The 17,106-nt window shown below is 71.9% G+C and carries 14 protein-coding genes and 1 pseudogene; 2 read left to right on the plus strand and 13 right to left on the minus strand.

Annotated elements, in window-relative coordinates; translation table 11 throughout:
• Window positions 1-15: 15 nt before the first annotated feature.
• The 3 genes from ACFYS8_RS05975 to ACFYS8_RS05985 all read right to left on the minus strand — a co-directional run bounded on the left by ACFYS8_RS05975 (window position 16) and on the right by ACFYS8_RS05985 (window position 4,258).
• Entirely contained in the window at window positions 16-1,188 is a 1,173-nt protein-coding gene (locus ACFYS8_RS05975; RefSeq protein ID WP_387636318.1) for a radical SAM protein, read from the minus strand.
• 93 nt (window positions 1,189-1,281) lie between these two features.
• On the minus strand, window positions 1,282-2,046 hold the full coding sequence (locus ACFYS8_RS05980) for a hypothetical protein (protein WP_387636321.1): 765 nt from the start codon (window positions 2,044-2,046) through the stop codon (window positions 1,282-1,284).
• A gap of 1,342 nt (window positions 2,047-3,388) precedes the next feature.
• Window positions 3,389-4,258 (minus strand): universal stress protein, encoded by an 870-nt coding sequence (locus tag ACFYS8_RS05985; protein WP_387636323.1) that lies wholly within the window; start codon window positions 4,256-4,258, stop codon window positions 3,389-3,391.
• A gap of 684 nt (window positions 4,259-4,942) precedes the next feature.
• Between ACFYS8_RS05985 and ACFYS8_RS05990 the strand changes: the two genes are divergently transcribed.
• Entirely contained in the window at window positions 4,943-6,520 is a 1,578-nt protein-coding gene (locus ACFYS8_RS05990; protein ID WP_387636325.1) for a multicopper oxidase family protein, read from the plus strand.
• An 11-nt stretch (window positions 6,521-6,531) separates the two neighbouring features.
• Here the strand turns inward: ACFYS8_RS05990 and ACFYS8_RS05995 are convergent, their stop codons facing one another.
• Window positions 6,532-7,047, minus strand: a complete 516-nt coding sequence (locus ACFYS8_RS05995; protein WP_387636901.1) for a hypothetical protein — start codon at window positions 7,045-7,047, stop codon at window positions 6,532-6,534.
• A 95-nt stretch (window positions 7,048-7,142) separates the two neighbouring features.
• A pseudogene (locus ACFYS8_RS06000) lies at window positions 7,143-7,559 on the minus strand (lytic transglycosylase domain-containing protein); the annotation flags it as partial.
• On the opposite strand from ACFYS8_RS06000, the gene ACFYS8_RS06005 reads away from it, so the two are divergent.
• Entirely contained in the window at window positions 7,510-7,632 is a 123-nt protein-coding gene (locus ACFYS8_RS06005) for a hypothetical protein (protein ID WP_387636904.1), read from the plus strand. The pseudogene ACFYS8_RS06000 and the gene ACFYS8_RS06005 sit on opposite strands and share 50 nt — an antisense overlap.
• Window positions 7,633-8,081: 449 nt before the next feature.
• On the opposite strand, the gene ACFYS8_RS06010 is transcribed toward ACFYS8_RS06005, so the two are convergent.
• From ACFYS8_RS06010 to ACFYS8_RS06045, 8 genes are all read right to left on the minus strand, one after another.
• Complete coding sequence (locus ACFYS8_RS06010) at window positions 8,082-8,987, minus strand: 2-hydroxyacid dehydrogenase (RefSeq protein WP_387636327.1); 906 nt, start codon at window positions 8,985-8,987, stop codon at window positions 8,082-8,084.
• Window positions 8,988-9,048: 61 nt separating this feature from the next.
• Window positions 9,049-9,420, minus strand: a complete 372-nt coding sequence (locus tag ACFYS8_RS06015) for a hypothetical protein (RefSeq protein ID WP_387636329.1) — start codon at window positions 9,418-9,420, stop codon at window positions 9,049-9,051.
• 139 nt (window positions 9,421-9,559) lie between these two features.
• Window positions 9,560-10,339, minus strand: coding sequence for a GntR family transcriptional regulator (locus ACFYS8_RS06020; protein WP_387636332.1), 780 nt, complete (start codon window positions 10,337-10,339; stop codon window positions 9,560-9,562).
• A gap of 178 nt (window positions 10,340-10,517) precedes the next feature.
• Window positions 10,518-11,303, minus strand: coding sequence for a sulfite exporter TauE/SafE family protein (locus ACFYS8_RS06025; RefSeq protein ID WP_387636335.1), 786 nt, complete (start codon window positions 11,301-11,303; stop codon window positions 10,518-10,520).
• Window positions 11,300-12,715: a rhodanese-like domain-containing protein gene (locus tag ACFYS8_RS06030; RefSeq protein WP_387636337.1), complete on the minus strand. Its 1,416-nt coding sequence runs from the start codon at window positions 12,713-12,715 to the stop codon at window positions 11,300-11,302. Before ACFYS8_RS06030 ends, ACFYS8_RS06025 begins: the two co-directional genes overlap by 4 nt.
• Before the next feature lie 78 nt (window positions 12,716-12,793).
• Entirely contained in the window at window positions 12,794-13,993 is a 1,200-nt protein-coding gene (locus tag ACFYS8_RS06035) for an FAD-dependent oxidoreductase (protein ID WP_387636339.1), read from the minus strand.
• 213 nt (window positions 13,994-14,206) lie between these two features.
• Window positions 14,207-16,612 carry a tetratricopeptide repeat protein gene (locus ACFYS8_RS06040; RefSeq protein ID WP_387636342.1) on the minus strand — a complete coding sequence of 802 codons (2,406 nt, stop codon included), beginning with the start codon at window positions 16,610-16,612 and terminating at the stop codon, window positions 14,207-14,209.
• Window positions 16,609-17,097, minus strand: a complete 489-nt coding sequence (locus ACFYS8_RS06045) for a hypothetical protein (protein ID WP_387636344.1) — start codon at window positions 17,095-17,097, stop codon at window positions 16,609-16,611. The genes ACFYS8_RS06040 and ACFYS8_RS06045 overlap by 4 nt, the downstream gene beginning before the upstream one ends.
• Window positions 17,098-17,106 lie beyond the last annotated feature (9 nt).

Raw genomic sequence — 17,106 nt, forward strand, 5'->3', positions numbered from 1 at the left:
TTCCGGCCGGGCCCATCACGCCGAGGCGCCGGCCAACTCGCGGCGGAGCCGGAGCGTTTCCTTGGGTTCCACATCGAGTCGCCGGCGCAAATGCCCGAAAATCTTCAGCAGATCGGCGCACCACACACTGCGATTGTCGAAACCACGGTCCCGCGAATACCGGTGCGGGTGATAACCGCCCGCACACGTGCTCATCTCGACGCACCCCACGCAGTCGTTCGGCAGGGGAGCACCGTCGAAAACCATCTGACTGTGCAGCGGGCTCGCCTCGATCAGGTCCACGAAATCGTCCCGGAGAACATTGATGCCCGTCCGCACCATCCCTTCCTCGCACGCCTTGAGGACGTCGAGCCCTTCGATGTCACCACTCGGATTGACCACGACGAATCCCAACGGAATGTTCCCCAGGGCATCGACGTGGCTCGACCCACCGAGAATCAGACGGGACACCTCCCAGAAGTTCCGGATCCGCACTTCCAGCGTCGAATTGTTCCACCAGTCCTCGAAAATGGGGATCAGATAGTCGGCACAGGGAGTCGGGCCGTACTTCTCGTGCACGTCGCCGATGGTGTCGTGAGTCATGTCCGGCATCAGATAGCTGATACTGCGACAACCGATCTCCAGGAAGTGCCGGTGAATCTTCAGCGGGTCGGCCCCCAACTGCACCACGGCCAGAATCCCGTACCGCACGCCGTGCTTCTGCAACAGATCGAGCCCGCGACGCACCGCACGGTACGACCCGCTCCCGTTGCGCCGGACCCGGAAGGTGTCATGGACGTCCGGAGGCCCGTCCAGACTGATACCGACATCGACGTCATGCTTCAGCAGGACATCGATCCACTCGCGGTTGAGGAGCGTGCCGTTGGTCTGAATGGAGATGTACACCCGAAGGTCCGGCAGCGAAGCGCGCGCCTCCGTGCACCAACGGTCGAAGCGCGCCGCCCCGACCAGACACGGCTCCCCTCCGTGGAAGGACAGCGAGACAGAGCGCTGTCCGCTCATCTCGGCATGCCGGCGAAGGCGTTCCATCGTGGCGGAGAAAACCTCGTCCGACATCATGCGCGGACCTTCGGCCAACGTCTGGTCCGCCAGATTGAATTCGTAGCAGTACGTGCAGTCCAGATTGCACCTCCCCGCCACTTTCAGGATGGCGAGGCCCAGCCTCGGGGCGGCAACAACAGTAGTCACTTTCTCTCCTTACGGCACAGTGCAGCGCAGCGCATCACGTGATGGAGCGAGAGGCGATCGCAACCTCTCGCTCGTTTCAGTACGTCACTTCACTCACGACGGAGGCGGTCCCGCCGGCCCGGCCCCCGAGGCCTTCCCGGCACCGGGCCCACCGGGCGGGCCCGAACTGCCACGCCCCGGCCCACTGTCTCCGGACTTCCCGAGCTCGGCCTCGATGATCGGACGCAGTGCCGCGTCCACCCGCTCCAGTAGCAGATCGGCACTGGTTCCGCCGCCCGGCGACGAACTGCTGTGCCCCTGGGTGTGGATCTCGTCGTAAGCAGCGGGAGACCCCGGCTCCGCAACCTCCTCCGTGACGTACTGGCTGTACGTCTGCACACTCGGCTTGCTCCCGACATCCCGAGTCGCAGCCGCCATCAACTTGCTTCCCCCACCACCTGACGTCGTCTGGCTGTGCGTCTGCTCATGAGGCGTTTCGTCGCCCACATCACGTGTGCTGGGCGAGCGCGGTTGCATGGCCTCCTGCGCGATGGACTGGCTGTGCGTCTGGGAATGCGGCTCCTCACCCACGTCGCGCGTGGCAGGCGAGCGCAGCTGCATGGCCTCCTGCGCAATGGCCTGGCTGTGCGTCTGCGAATGCAGCTCCTCACCCACGTCGCGCGTGGCAGGCGAGCGCAGCTGCATGGCCTCCTGCGCAATGGCCTGGCTGTGCGTCTGCGAATGCGGCTCCTCGCCCATATCCCGGGTGGCGGCCTCGACCAACTTGCCGCCCCCGCCACCACCGCTCGTCGACTCACTGTGCGTCTGCGAATGCGGCTCCCCACCCACGTCGCGCGTGGCAGGCGAGCGCAGCTGCATCGCCTCCTGCGCAATGGACTGGCTGTGCGTCTGCGAATGCGGCTCCTCCCCACCAACATCCCGCGTAGCAGCCGCAGTCAACTTGCTGCCCCCGCCCCCACCACCCGTCGACTCACTGTGCGTCTGCGAGTGCGCATCCTCCTCGCTCCCCACGCCCCGCGTGGCCGGAGACCGCAACTGCGCGGCGTCCTGCGCGATCGCCTGACTGTGCGTCTGCGAATGCGGCTCCTCCCCACCGACATCCCGCGTAGCAGCCGCAGTCAACTTGCTGCCCCCGCCCCCACCACCCGTCGACTCACTGTGCGTCTGCGAATGCGGCTCCTCCCCACCAACATCCCGCGTAGCCGCGACCAGCTTGCCCCCGCCCCCACCACCCGACGTCGACTCACTGTGCGTCTGATCATGGGCAGTCTCCTCGCCCACGCCCCGCGTGGCGGCCGCAGCCAACTTGCTGCCCCCACCCGCACCGCCAGCCGTCGACTCGCTGTGAAACTGGTGAAAGGTAGGAGTATTTACTTCCACAAGATCCCGCGTGGCGGGAGACCCCAACTCCGACGCGTCCTGCGCAATCGCCTGACTGTGCGTCTGCGAATGCGGCTCCTCCCCACCGACATCCCGCGTGGCCGCGACCAGCTTGCCCCCGCCCCCGCCACCCGACGTCGTCTGGCTGTGCGTCTGTTCGTGGGGAGTCTCGCCGCCCACATCGCGCGTAGCGGCCGAGCGCTGGCTGACGGGGCTCTGGACCTCGAGGGCCGTGCCCTGGCTGTGCGTCTGTCCGTGGCCGCCGCCGGTCCCTTCGCTGTGTGTCTGCGAATGCGCCTCAGGGCCTGCATCACCTGCATCACGCGTGGCGGCCGCCTGCGACTGCGAGGAATCCGCCAAGCCGCCGCCGGACTGGGAGTGGTTCCGGTAAACGACAATGCGCTCTCCGGAATCCGCAGGCACGGACCGCACCTGAATCGCCGGAGTCTGATTGTGGCTACAGACACCGCTGGCGTCACTGTCGTGGGACTGACTGTGTCCCATGACCTCCGCCGATTCCGATGCCAGCTGCGTCTGCACCGCGGATCGCAGACTGCGGGCGACTTCTCCGGCCAATGTGTCCGCGACCTTCCCCGGGGACGATCCCGCACTCTTTTGTTGATCACCAGCCACGTGATTCTCTCCTATACCAACACACAGCCATCGGTCAGCTACTTAGTTCATGTACGCACAGGCTCCCGCCGATGGCATGTTCGTTTGCGCCATTCAGCACACGGGGCCGTCAACACCATCGAGTCGCGGATATCGCACCGCACACACAATTCCGCAAGTCAGGGCAGTGCGGGAACCCCACCTGCGGCTACTGCTCGGCCACGCCGGGCACCGTGACGACGGGACAGCTCGCCTCGTGCAGCAGCCCGCGGGGCACGGAGCCGAGCCGCATGCCGGTGAAGCCGCCGCTGCCGCGCCGTCCGACCACGACGGCCAGTGCGTGCCGGGACTCGTCGGCGAGCACCCGGACGGGATGGCCGGGGACGACTTCGCTCGTGACGGGCACGTCCGGGTTCGCGGCCAGTTGTCCGGCCGTTGTGTGGGCCAACGTGCGGCGCAGTTCGTCGAGTGTGGCGTCCTCGTCGATGCGTGCCAGGCGCGGCCGCTGCCACACCCACAGGGCCCGCACCGTCGCGTCGCGGTGCCGCGCAAGTTCGAGGGCGGCGGCGAAGGCGACGGCCGAGGAGGCGCTGCCGTCGACTCCGACGACGATTCGGGGCGGGTCATCCGGCTCCTCCTGGCGCCCGCCGACCACGACCACCGGGCAGTCGGCCTGCGCGCTCACCGGCACGGTGATCGAGTAGCCGCTGAGCAGTTCCTCGACCCGGCTGAGCGAGCGCGAGCCGAGCACCACGTACGCGGCCTCGCGGGAGGCCCGGACCAGCACCGGGGCCGGCGCCCCCTCCAGGATCTCGGCGGACACCTCCAGCTCGCGGTGCCGCGTCCGGGCGAGTCGGCCGGCGAGGTGGAGCTGCCGGCGTCCGACCCGCCTCTGGTCCTGCTGGAAGGCCGCCCCGAGCACCCGCATGCTCCGGGGAGACGGCTGGACAACGTGGATCATGCGCAACGGGAGGCCGCGACGTTCCGCCTCGTCCGCCGCCCAGCGCAGCGCGTCGTCGTGATCGCCGAGCGCATCGACGCCCAGGACGATCGAACGGCCCGGATCGGTGGCTGCCATCAGTCCTCCAGTGAGCCCTCGGGCCTCGCCCGCCGGACCTCGTCGGCTCCCCTCTCGCACGGTATGCGGCACCGGGGGAAGCCGCGCGCCGGAGCACCTCGGCCGCCGGGGATCTGTCCCGGTGTGAGGGCGGTTACCGTTGACGCACGGTGGCCGGGACGGGCCAGGGGAGCGGGCGGGAGCAGATGGCAGCGGCGCGGACGTTCGGAGGACCGGCACGCCGGCCACGGGCCCGCCTGTTCCGCGCGTTGCTCCTCGCCCTGACCGCGGCGCTGGCCCTGCTCGTGCACCACAGCATCTCGGCCGAGTCGGCCCCGGCGATGCCGGGCATGGCTCACCACACGGCCATGTCGGCGGGCAGCTCGGTGCCGCACGGGCAGGTCGCCCACTCCCCCGCCGGTCAGCCGTGTGCGACCGGCATGCACTGCGTCGGAACCGACGTCCGCGGGCCGGTGCTCACCGCGCCGCCGGCCCACCCGGTGCCCGTCGCCGCGGCGCCCGGCATGAAAGCGGGCGGCCCGCATGACGGCCGACACCCTGCCGGGCCGTCCCCGCCCGATCCGTCACTCCTCCCGGTGCTGCGCATATAGGCGCGGGCCGCGGCCGCCGCATGCCCGGCGGCCGCCGCTGCCCACGTCCACCGGCACGGCCGGACCGTGCCACGCGCACCCACCAAGAGGAACGATGACCACCATCAACCGACGCTCCCTGCTGCTCGCCGGCCTGGGCCTGGCCGGCGGCGGAGCGCTCGCCGCCTGCTCCGGCCCGAAGGGCGGCTCCGCCGCACTCGTCGGCCCGTCCGGCTCCGCCGTGGCGGCGGCCGAGACGAAGCGCGCCACCGGCGGCGCCGAACGCACCGTCCGGCTGACCGCCGCCGCCACCCCCGTCGACCTCGGCGGAACGACCGTCAACACCTGGACCTTCGGCGGGCAGCTGCCCGGCCAGGAGATCCGCCTCACCGCCGGCGACACCCTGGTCGCCCAGCTCGCGAACCACCTCGCCGCGCCCACCTCGATCCACTGGCACGGCCTGTCGCTGCGCAACGACATGGACGGCGTCCCGCCCGTCACCATGCGCGAGGTACCGGCCGGCGGCAGCTTCGACTACCGCTTCATCGCCGACCGGCCCGGCACGTACTGGTACCACCCCCACGTCGGGGTGCAGCTCGACCGCGGACTGTACGGACCGCTGATCGTCGAGGACCCGCACGAGCCGCTGAAGTACGACGACGAGTGGGTCGTCGTCCTGGACGACTGGCTCGACGGCGTGACCGGCACCCCCGACGAGGCGTTCGCCGAACTCTCCAAGGGCATGGGGGGCATGAACCACGGCATGGGCGGGATGGACCACGGCTCGGGCGGAATGGACATGGGCGGGATGGACATGGGGCAGAGTCCCTCGTCCACCGGCGGCGGGATGTCGATGAAGTTCATGCTCATGGGCGCCACCAGCCCGCTGCTCGGCGGCGACGCCGGCGACGTGAACCACCCGCACCACCTGATCAACGGCCGGCTGCCCGCGGCCCCGGCGGTCAAGCAGGCCAAGCCGGGGGCCCGGGTGCGGCTGCGGATCATCAACGCGGGCGGCGACACCGCCTACCGGGTCGCGCTCGGCGGGCACCGGCTCACCGTCACGCACTCCGACGGTTACCCGGTCGAGCACCAGGAGGTCGACGCGCTGCTGCTGGGCATGGGCGAACGGTACGACGTCCTGGTCACCCTGCAGGACGGGGTGTTCCCGCTGGTGTCCCTCGCGGAGGGCAAGAACGCCACCGGCACGGCCCTGATCCGTACCGGCTCCGGCCAGGCCCCGGAACCGTCCTTCCGGCCGACCGAGCTGGACGGCAGGCTGCTGACCGCCGATCAGCTCCGCGCCGACCAGGGCGTCCGGCTCGCCGCGCGCACCCCCGACGTCACGCACCGGCTCCAACTCACCGGCGGCATGGCCCGCTACGACTGGTCGATCAACGGGCGGCGCTTCGACATGAACGACCCGGCCGCCGGCGCGTTCCTGGTCGGCCAGGGACAGCGTGTGCGGCTGGAGTTCACCAACGCCAGCGAGATGTGGCACCCGATGCACCTGCACGGCCACACCTTCCAGGTGGGCGACACGGGACCGCGCAAGGACACCGTGATCGTCAAGCCGAAGCAGCGAATCGTCTGCGACTTCGACGCCGACAACCCCGGCCAGTGGATGGTCCACTGCCACAACGCCTACCACGGCGAGAGCGGCATGATGGGCCTGGTCGCCTACCGCGCCTGACAGCAACTCACCTACCGGGACCGGCACTTGTGCGCCGGTCCCGGCAACCTCACTTGACCGGAGCGGCTCCGGGGGACGCGGACGGGACGCTGCCGGCCCGCGCCGAGGGCGACGGCGACGAGGACGTGGATGCCGTCGGCGAAGGAGCGTTGCAGCCGGGCGAGGGCGAACCCGACGGAGTCGCGGACGGCGACGGCGACGGCGATGCGCTCGTCGTCGGCGAGGGGGACGGCGACGGGGACGCTGACGCCGATGCGCTCGGGCTCGGGCTCGGGCTCGCGGTGGGACCTGCCGTCGGCGACGGGCAGCCGGAGGGCGTCCCGCTCGGCGAGGCGGACGGCGATGGCGACGGCGACCCGCTTGCCGTGGGCGACGGCGAGGAGCTGGCACTCGTGCTCGGCGCCGGAGTCGGCCCGGCCGTCGGCGTCGGGCTCGGCTTCGGCGCGGACGGAGACGGGGTCATGGTCGGCGCCGGTGCCGGTGCCGGCGGGGTGACCGAGACGCCGGCCTGGAAGTGCACCATCCACGCCCGGACCGTCCGCAGGTACTCGGCGGAGTGGTTGTAGCCGAGGACCGCCCGGTCGAGCTGCGCGGGGACGGCCAGGTCGCGGCCGCCCGCGCAGAGGTACCGGCCGGCGGCGAGTGCGGCGTCCCAGATGTTGTTCGGGTCCGCCTTGCCGTCGTCGTTGCCGTCCGCGCCCCAGGTCTCCCAGGTGGACGGGATGAACTGCATCGGACCGACGGCCCGGTCCCAGGCGGCACTTCCGTCGTACCGGCCGCCGTCGGTGTCGGGGATCGCCGCGAAGCCGTTCCCGTCGAGGACCGGGCCGAGGATCGGGCGGTAGGTCGTCCCGTTGGCGTCCACCCGGCCGCCGTCGGCCTGCCCGGACTCCACCTCGCCGATCGCGGCGAGCAGTTGCCACGGCAGGTGGCATCCCGGGGACGACTTGGCGAGCGACGCCTCCGCCTTGCGGTAGGCGTCGAAGACGATGGACGGCAGCCGCGCGCCTCCCCCGTCCTGGAGCGCGACGGTCTCCACACTCGGCGCCCCGTCCGCCGACGCCGGCGGCTGGGGCAGCGGACGGGCACCGCCACCGTCCAACGGCACCTGACCGTCCGGCAGGTCGACCGGACCGTCGTCCGTGAAGGCAGCGAGCGGGCCGGCCCCCGCGGCCCGCGCCGGCAGTGGTTCCGCCGGTGCCGTGGATGCCGTCGCCGCTGCCAGGGCCACCATCACGCCCGCCGCATGCAGAAACACCCGTTTACGTATCCGCCGTGCCATCCGGGTCCCTTTCGCCGATCTCGCGGTCAGCAGTTTCGACGAACCTACGGCCTGTCAGGTTCCGGGCAGGCCCAGGGCCTGCCTTCAAACCCCCGCCTGCCCCACCGCCCGCCCGCAGCCCTGGCGGGCTGGGAGGTACCCCAGGCACGCACTCTCGCCGCACCGGGCGAAAGACCAAGTACACCCAGTACGAGGCCTTCCACCCGGCACGCCGAGAGCACGCACCAGACGCCGCGGGGCTGCGACGCGGGTTTGAAGGCAGGCCCTGGCGTATCCGCGTCAGCGGGCGAGCGGCTCGCCGTTCTCGAACCGCAGGATCTGCCGGCGCAGCACGCGCTTGGCCCGCGGCAGGAACGCGCTGCTGGGGCCGCCGACGTGCGGGGTGATCAGCACACCGGGGGCGTGCCAGAGCGGGTGGTCGGCAGGCAGCGGCTCCGGGTCCGTGACGTCGAGGGCGGCCCGCAGCCGCTGCGCGGTGAGTTCCGCGAGGAGTGCCCCGGTGTCGACGACGGGGCCGCGCGCGACGTTGACGAGCAGCGCGCCGTCCTTCATCCGGGACAGGAACCCGGCGTCGACGAGATGACGGCTCTCGGGGGTCAGCGGTGTCAGCAGCACGACGACGTCGGCGGTCGGCAGCAGTTCCGCCAACTCCGCCACGCCGTGCACCCGTTCCTCCGGGCGGGCCCGGCGGGCGACCCGGACGATGTCGCACTCGAAGGGCTCCAGCCGCGCGGCCAGCGCCCGGCCGATCGAACCGTATCCGAGGATGAGCACCGTCCGGTCGGCGAGCGACTGGTGGAACTCCTGGCTCCAACGCCCTTGGTCCTGAAGGCGGGTGAAGTGCGGGATGCCCCGCAGCGAGGCGAGGATCAGCGCCACTGCCAGCTCGGCGGTGCTGGCGTCGTGCAGTCCGCGCGCACCGCACGCGACGACACCGTCCGGCACCTGCGGCAGGACGTCGTCCATGCCGGCCGTGAGCGTCTGGACCACCTTCAGCGACGGCAGGTGCGGGATCACCGGGAGCGCGGCGGCGTGCCGCAGGTACGGCAGGCAGAAGAACTCCACCTCCCGGAGCGCGTCGTCCGACGGCACCGGCCCGTCCCCGTCCCACACGAGGGCGTCGAGACCGGCGGGCAGGCCGCCGATCGCATCGGGGGCGTACGGGAGGAGGTAACGAGCACTCATGCCCCGACCCTAGCCGCACCGACACCCCGACCCGCCGGGCCCCCTCGATGACGTCCCGCGTTCACAGCACGAAGACCAGCAGGTAGGACAGGGCGCAGGCCAGCAGATAGGCGCCGAGCGCGGCGGGCAGGGCGAGCCAGGCCGAACGCCCGCGCCGGCGCGCCCGGACGGCGCCCAGGGAGGCGACCAGCACCAGCGCCAGCAGACCGGCCCACGGAAGGGCGACCGCGAGCAGCCACACGGCCGGTGTGCACACCGGCGCCGAGCCACCGGCGCCTCCCGTCCCGCAGCTGTCCGTGGCGAACAGCATCCCGAACGAGAACAGCACGTCGACCAGCCCACCGAGCACGGCGAACAGCACCACCACGACGATGTACCCGACCGGCCGCCGGGCCACCGGCCCCGGCAGGTACCCGCCTTGGTATTCCCCCACCACTCAGGTCCTCCCCACCGCCCGGCGCGTCCCTCTCGACGCGCCACCTCCCAGGGCGGCACACACTATCCAGTTCGCCGTCCGGCTGTCACACGGGAGCCGCAAGGGTTCTGACGCCTCATCAGCCCCGGTCCGGCGGTCAGAGTGCGTGGATCGGTGCGCCCAGGCGGTAGTCGGTGTTGGAGAACGCGGCGGAGACGGCGAAGCGGTCGGCGCGGACGAGGGTCTGGCGCCATTCGATGAGGCGGCCGCGGGTGTCGTGGCCGAGGCGGTCGATGGCGAGCAGGGCGGTGGTCGGGGGGCAGTCGAGGAGGATGCGTTCGCCGCGGCCGGGGACGACGGCGCGGATGCGTTCCCAGCCGCCGCAGATGCGGCTGCCGCAGTGGCGTTCGAGTTCGTCGTAGAGCGCGGTGTGGGTGAAGTCGACCTCGAGGAGCGGGTGGGCGATGTCCGCGGGGAGCCATATCCGGTCGACGGCGAGCGGTTCCTCGTCGGCCAGGCGGATGCGCTCGAGGTAGATCAGTGGCGTGGATTCCTCGAGCCCGAGGCGGGCGGCGATGACGCCGTCGGCGCGCTGGTCAAGTGCGCGCACGACGCTGCGCTGGACGGCTCCGACTTCCTCGACGGAGCGGAAGAGGCTGTACGCCTCGCCGACGTCCTGCTCCAGCGGGCGGTTCGCGGTGAACCGGGAGGCCTTGCCTCGCTGGGCGCTGACCAGGCCCTCCTCGCGGAGCTTCCGCAGGGCCTCGCGGACGGTGTGCCGGCTGACCTGGTACTCGGCGACCAGGTCGTGTTCGCCGGGGAAGACGTCGCTGAACTCGCCCTCGTCGAGCCGGCGCAGCAGGTCGGCGCGGAGTTGTGCCCAGAGCGGGTTCCCCGGGGCGCGGACGAGGGGCTGGGGGCCGGGGGCGGTGGTCACGGCGCCGTCCTGGGGTGGTGGGTGGGATGGGTGGTGCGGGGCACGAAGTGAATGTTCGTACCTTTGCGGGGGCAGCGCAAAATCGGCGCCGGCCACTCATACGGGGAGACGCGGCGACCGCTGCCCGGGCGGGTTGGTCCCGGGCAGCGGTCGTGGGGAAGCGTTCGCACCGGAGCTGTCAGGCGACGGCGCTGATCAGCATGGCGGCGGACACCGCGAGCAGCATGGCCGCGAAGGTACGTTGCAGGGCGGTGCCGGAGATCTTGGCCGCCAGTCGTTTGCCGTCCCAGGCGCCCAGGACGGCGGCGCCCACGAACGGTCCGAAGACCGCCAGGTTCAGGGACATCCCGGAGACCGTCAGCCGGGTGGCGAGGGAGACCACCGAGTTGACCAGGATGACCACCAGGCTGGTGGCGGCCGCCTTGCGCATCGGCAGCCGGAGCACGGACACCAGGGCGGGCACCGCGAGGAAGCCGCCGCCGACTCCCAGCAGCCCGGTCACCGCCCCCAGTCCGGCCCCGGCGGCGAGCGTGCCCGGGTGCCCGCCCCGACCGCCCCGGCCTGCGGCGTCGGCCGGTTCCGCGGACGGCGCGCGCCGCGCGGTGCGGGTGCCGCGCAGCATCGCCGCGGCGGCCAGCGCGGCCAGCACGGCGAACGCGGCGGTCAGCACCGCCTGCGGGATGCGGTGGGCGAGCGCGGACGCCCCGATGGCGGGGAGCACGCCGGCCGCGGCGAACAGGAAGCCGGTCCGCCACTCGATGGTGCCGGCGCCGGCGTGGCGGGCGAGCGCGGTGACCGAGGTGGCGATGACGATGACCAGGCTGGTGGTCCCGGCCTCCGCGGGCGCGACGCCCAGCAGGTACACCAGGGCCGGGACCGCCAGCACTCCCCCGCCGCCGCCCAGCGCGCCGAGCGCCACGCCGACCACGGCTCCGCAGAGCAGAGCGGTGATCAGAACGCTCACGCCGTGACGCCGTCCGCATCGCCGGCCGGGCGGGCGACCTCGCCCTGCCAGGCGGCGAAGCCGCCGCGCAGGTCGGTGGTGTCGAAGCCGCGGGCGCGCAGCACGGACGCGGCCACCGAGGAGCGGTTGCCGCTGGCGCAGATCACGGTCAGCGGCTGCCCGGTCGGCAACTCGCCGAGGCGGGCGAGGAGTTCGGGCAGCGGGATCAGCCGGGCGCCGGGGACGGTGCCCTTCTCCTGCACCTCGCCGGGGCCGCGCACGTCCAGCACCACGAGGTCGGCGGCGGCGAGCCGCTCGGCGAGGGCGTCGGCCTCGACCCGTATCGCGCGGGTCAGGTGCTCGGCGCCGACGGCGCCCACCGGCGCGGCCAGGGCGCCGAGCACGCGGTCGAAGCCGATCCGGGCCAGCCGGGTGCGGGCCTCGACGGCGGTGTCCGGGTCGCCGCACAGCACGATGGCGTCCTGGGCGTCGAGCACCTGGCCTGCGAGTTCGGCGAACCGGCCGCCGAGCGGGACGTTGACCGCGCCGTGCAGGTGCGCGGCGGCGAACGCCTCCGGGTCCCGGGTGTCCAGCACGATCGCGCCGCCGGCCCGTGCCTGGAGCAGCTCGTCCGGGGTGAGCGACGGGACGCCGGTGTCCTCGTCCAGGACCGGGCGGGCCTGCCGGTTGCGCACCGAGGTGAACGCGAAGTAGGCGGGCACGGCGGGCTGACCGTCCGTCACCACGGCGACGAACTCGTCCTCGGTCATGTCGGCCAGCGCGTAGTTGCCGCGCCGCTGGTTGCCGATCGAGCAGCTCAGCTCGGCGGAGAGGTTCTTGCCGCAGGCCGAGCCGGCCCCGTGCGCCGGGTAGACGCGGGTGTCGTCGGGGAGGGCGAGCAGCGCGCGGGTGGAGCGGTACAGCAGGCGGCCCATCTCGTCGGCCGACCGGCCGCGCGAGCTGAGCAGGTCGGGGCGGCCGACGTCGCCGATGAACAGCGTGTCGCCGGTGAGCACGCCGTACGGGACTTCGTCGCCGGCGTGCTCGCGCACCACCACGCAGATCGACTCCGGGGTGTGGCCCGGGGTGTGCAGGATCTCCAGCTCGACCTCGCCGAGGGCGAGGCGCTCGCCGTCGGCCAGCGGGTCGGTGTCGAAGTCGAGTGCGGCGGCGGAGCCGTAGGAGATCCGGGCGCCGGTGCGCTCGGCCAGCTCCAGGTGGCCGGAGAGGAAGTCCGCGTGGATGTGGGTCTCGATGACCCGCTCGATGGTCAGGCCGTGGCGCTCGGCGGTGACGAGGTAGTCGTTGACGTCGCGCTGGGGGTCGACCACGACGGCGCGGCCGGTGGTGCGGTCGCCGACCAGGTAGGAGGCGTGGGAGAGGCAGTCGAGGTAGAACTGCTCGAGGACCAGCGGTCCGGCGTTCTCGGGCATGACGGGCTCCTGAGGGTGGGCAGGGATGGTGGCGCCGCAACGGCGCGGGACGGTGACGCGGGTCGGTCGGCCTTCGGCTCAGGCGAGCCCGCGGAGCATCAGGTTCCAGTAGAGGAACGGCAGTCCGCGGCGCTTGAGGTACCACATGTCGGTGCGCTCGCGGACGGTGTTGATCACCGGGATCGACGGGGCGGGCCGTCCGCTGTAGTCGAACTCGGCGAGCAGCATCTTGTTGCGCGCGGTGGTCAGCGGGCAGGACGAGTAGCCCTGGTAACTCGCCCTGGGTTCCCGGCCGCTCAGCACGGCGAGCAGGTTCTCCACCAGCACGGGCGCCTGCTTGCGCACGGCGGCGCCGGTCTTGGAGTTCGGTGACGATCCGGCGTCCCCGAGCGCCCAGACGTTCGGGTACCGGACGTGCCGCATGGTGTGCTTGTCGATCTCGACATAGCCGGCCGGGTCGTCGGCGCCGGCCAGCGGGCTGCGCTTGATCCAGTCCGGGGCGCTCTGCGGCGGCACCACGTGGGCCATGTCGTACGGCAGCGTCGTGGTGCCGCCGCCGTCCAGCTCGGTGACGACCAACTCGCGCGCCTCGGGCCGCACTTCGGTGACTTCGCTGCCGTAGTGGACCTTGATGCCGTACCGGCGCACCACGCCGTCGAGCACGCGGGCGAACTCCGGCACGCCGAAGATCGCGGCGCCGGGGATCACCAGGTGGACGTCGATCTTGTCGAGGACGCCCTGCTGGCGCCAGTAGTCGGCGGCGAGATAGGCGATCTTCTGCGGGGCGCCGCCGCACTTGACGGCGCCCGTCGGCATGCTGAACACCGCGCTGCCGGAACGGGTTTCGCGGATGAAGCGCCAGGTCGCGGGGGCGTGCTGGTACGAGTAGTTGCTGGACAGTCCGTCCTTTCCGAGCCCCGCCTCCAGGCCCGGTATGCGGTCCCAGTCCAGCTGGATGCCCGGGCAGACCACGAGCTGGTCGTACGAGACGGTGCCGCCGTCGTCCAGCGCCACCTCCCGCGCCTCGGGATCGACGGCGACCGCGGCACTGCGGATCCACCGGACGCCCTTCGGCATGACGGACGCCTGCGAACGGACACTCTCCGCCAGCGGCGCCCGGCCACCGCCGACCAGCGTCCACAGCGGCTGGTAGTAGTGCCGCTCGCTCGGATCGAGCACGGCGACATCCCGTTCCCCGGCGCGGCGGAGCCGGGCCGCGACGGTGATCCCGGCGGTACCGCCGCCGATGATCACGATCCGGTGATGCTGCTTGGCCATCAAGGACCCCCTTCAAATGTACGGACATTAAGTTAGGGCGGCGCAGGCCGAACACGCAAGCCACCTGCGAGGATTCGGCCGAATTTGTCCGTACATTTAGGTGTCGGCGTCACATCCCGGACGCGAACGCACTCGGCCCACGACAGGAAACCGCCACCGGTCAGTGCGCCGGCGGCGGTTTCCTGTCGTGGGCGGTGTCTCGTCGGGCCCCGTTCAGTCCTCGGCCTCCCACGGACCCGGCCGGAACGAGGTCACCCGCACGTTCGGCACTTCCCAGGCAGGCCGGTGTCCGACTCGGGAGACCCGGCCCAGGAGCTTCTTGCCCACACCCCGGTTCTCCATGGCCCGTTCGGCGGCGACCATCAGTCCCATCGGCCCGCCGGCCGCCCCTTCGTCCCCGAACTCCTCCAGGTGGATGAGGCCGGCCCGCTGCAGCTGCGCATGGGCCTCCGGGTACTTGCGCTCCTCGTAGAGCAGCACGCCGAGGACGTAGCAGGCTGCGGCCAGTTTCCGCCGGTCTCCGGCGGCCTCCAGGAGGACCACGGCGTCCTTCAGCAGCGGTTGGGCCTGGCGACGCTGCCGGGGTTTCCCCATGGAGATCGCGCGCGCCGCGCCGTACAGGGCCGAGCCCAGTACGCCGGGGTCCTCGACGACCTGGCCGATGACCCGCATCCCGCCGAAGCAGGACAGCGCTTCCTGGGGATTCTCCAGCAGCAGGAACAGATCGCCGAGGCCCTCCAGCGCCCATGCCTCGCCCAGTTGGTCACCCCGGTCCCGATGGATCGAGACCGCTCGCCCGTACAGCATGTGCGCGGATTCGTAATCCTTGGCATCCACCATGATGTTGGCCGCGTTCCGGGTGGCCTCGGCCTCGTTCCCGGTGTCACCCAGTTCCCGGAAGTCCACGGCCGCCGAGCGGAGCATGGCGTAGGCGAGGCGCAGTTCGCCGCGCGCGTACTGAACGTTGCCGATGTTCGCGGACGTCTTGGCCTGACCCAGCAGGTCGCCGATCTCCGCGTAGATCGCCCGGGCCCGTTCGTACAGGCCGAGAGCCTTCTCGTCCTGGCCGAGGCGAATGAGCCACACGCCCCGAAGATTGACCAGCCCGGCCTCGGCCGAGCGGTCGCCGATCCGTTCGGCCGCCGCCAGCCCGGCCTTCGTGCAGGCGCCGGCTTCCTTCAGCAGGTGGCGGTCCAGGAGCAGGCGGCCGACCGGGAGGGCCAGGTCCACGGCCTGCTGGTCGAGCCCCGCCCGGATCGCCATGGTCACGGCCGCGACGACATTGTGGCGTTCGGCGTCGAACCACTCCTTGGCGAGTTCGCGGCCGACCCGCAGTTCCACTCGTGAGGCGGCGGTGGCACCGGTGTTGTCCTCGTCCGCCGTCCTGGCCATCCGCACGTACTGGTCGAGCAGGCGCCGCTGCGCGGCGGTGCGGACCGGCCCCGGGAGCCGGGCGGCCAGCGCCCTGGCCTCCCGGCGCGCGAACCCGGGAAGTCGCCAGCGGTCGGACCCGATCGGGTCCTCGACGAGCAGGTGGTGTCCCGCCAGGTCGGCGAGGGCGGACCGGAGGTCCTCCTCTCCCGCCCCGGTCAGGTACCCGACCTGGTCCGTGGTGATGTCGGGGCCCTCGGCGAGTGCGAGCAGCGGCAGCAGCTCGGCGGCTTCCGGACCGAGCCGGAGGAGGGTTTCGTCGAAACCGCGGCGGACGACGGACAGCAGCGGGCCGTTCGCGGGCCCGCCCCGCGCGTACGAGTCGATCGCCGCCTTCAGTCGTCCGTACAGCGCGCCGGCGGTGAGACCCGGGTCCTGGGTGAACTGGGCGGCCAGCGAGGTCACGACCGCGGGCAGGTGACCGCACTCCTCCATCAGGTCCGGCAGGAAGTCGGCCGTTCTCGAGGAGAAGGAGACCCGTCCCGGGGACAGCCCGGTGCGCTCGACCGCGAACATCAGCACCAGCGACGAGTCCGTGCTGCCCAACGGCCCTGTGACCACCACCCTCGCACCGGGGACGGCCAGCATCCGGCGGCTGGTCACCAGCAGCTTGTGCGCCTCGTCCCCGGGGAGGAGCGGCAGCACCTGCTCCGGCTCCTCGGCGCCGTCGACCACCACCAGCACCGGGCCGTGCTCCCGGCCGCGTTCGTGCAGCAGGGACCGGTAGAGCCTGGCGCGCTCGGCCACCGGCCCGCCCAGTTCGGACTGCCGGACGCCCAGAGAACGCAGCGCGGAGTCGAGCGCCCCGCCGCCATTGTGCGGACGGCCGATCCCGTTCAGGTCGACGAAGACCACACCCCCGGCGAATTCCCCGTTCTCCAGCGCCTGCCGGGCGGCCGAAACCGCGAGCGCCGTCTTCCCCGAACCGGCGAAGCCGGAGATCAGCGCCACCGGGGTGAACGACAACGCGTCGGGCGAGGCCGACAGGAACTCGCGCAGCGCCGCGAGTTGCGGCTGCCGGCCGATCAGGTACTCGTAGTCGGTCGGCAGTCCCGCGAGGGCTCGCGGGCCCGGCCCCTGGAACACCATGTCGCGGCCCGCCACGAACGCCTGGGCCGAGCCGCCGACATGGGTGACGAACGACGGCCCGCCGGACGGCGGCTGCCCGGCATCGTCCTCGTCTCTCACCGCTGTTCGGCCGCCGGCTCGGGGCGCACCGCCGCGTTCACGATCAACGTGCCCTGGCCGAGCTGGTTGATCGTGGCGTTGTCCCTCGCCTCGGCCTTCATCTGCACGTTCCCGCCGAACGACGTCCCCTGCGCGCCGGGCGCCGGCAGGAACCCGCTCTCCACCAGCACCCTCAGCTCCTGCGCCAACTCCGGTCCCCCGGAGGCGAGCAGGGCACGGAACTGCATCTGCCAGGCGGTCGCGGCCATCCGCTGCGCCGCCGGGTCCGCCCCGGACCCGAGCAGGTCCGCGCGCATCTCGGCGAGGTCGGTCTCCACCAGTTCCGCGTCCTCCGGCCGATGCCGATGCCACAGCCGGGCGACGCCCGCCGAGATCCGTTCCCAGGCGCTGCTGGCCATCAACTGGACGAGTGTGGTTCCGGCGCTGTTGGCGAGGCTGATCAGTTCGGCATCCATGGCTGCCCCCCAGGTCTGCGAATAGGTCAACTCACCACT

It is taken from the genome of Kitasatospora sp. NPDC004615 (assembly GCF_042873545.1).
GTDB lineage: Bacteria > Actinomycetota > Actinomycetes > Streptomycetales > Streptomycetaceae > Kitasatospora.

Excerpts from the sequence above, each read along its gene's own strand:
- ACFYS8_RS05980 (WP_387636321.1), bottom strand. The coding sequence starts at position 2,046 with ATGCAGCTGCGCTCGCCTGCCACGCGCGACGTGGGTGGGGAGCCGCAT.
- ACFYS8_RS05985 (WP_387636323.1), bottom strand. The coding sequence starts at position 4,258 with ATGGCAGCCACCGATCCGGGCCGTTCGATCGTCCTGGGCGTCGATGCG.
- ACFYS8_RS05990 (WP_387636325.1), top strand. The coding sequence starts at position 4,943 with ATGACCACCATCAACCGACGCTCCCTGCTGCTCGCCGGCCTGGGCCTG.
- ACFYS8_RS06005 (WP_387636904.1), top strand. The coding sequence starts at position 7,510 with ATGGACGGCAGCCGCGCGCCTCCCCCGTCCTGGAGCGCGACGGTCTCC.
- ACFYS8_RS06010 (WP_387636327.1), bottom strand. The coding sequence starts at position 8,987 with ATGAGTGCTCGTTACCTCCTCCCGTACGCCCCCGATGCGATCGGCGGC.
- ACFYS8_RS06030 (WP_387636337.1), bottom strand. The coding sequence starts at position 12,715 with ATGCCCGAGAACGCCGGACCGCTGGTCCTCGAGCAGTTCTACCTCGAC.
- ACFYS8_RS06035 (WP_387636339.1), bottom strand. The coding sequence starts at position 13,993 with ATGGCCAAGCAGCATCACCGGATCGTGATCATCGGCGGCGGTACCGCC.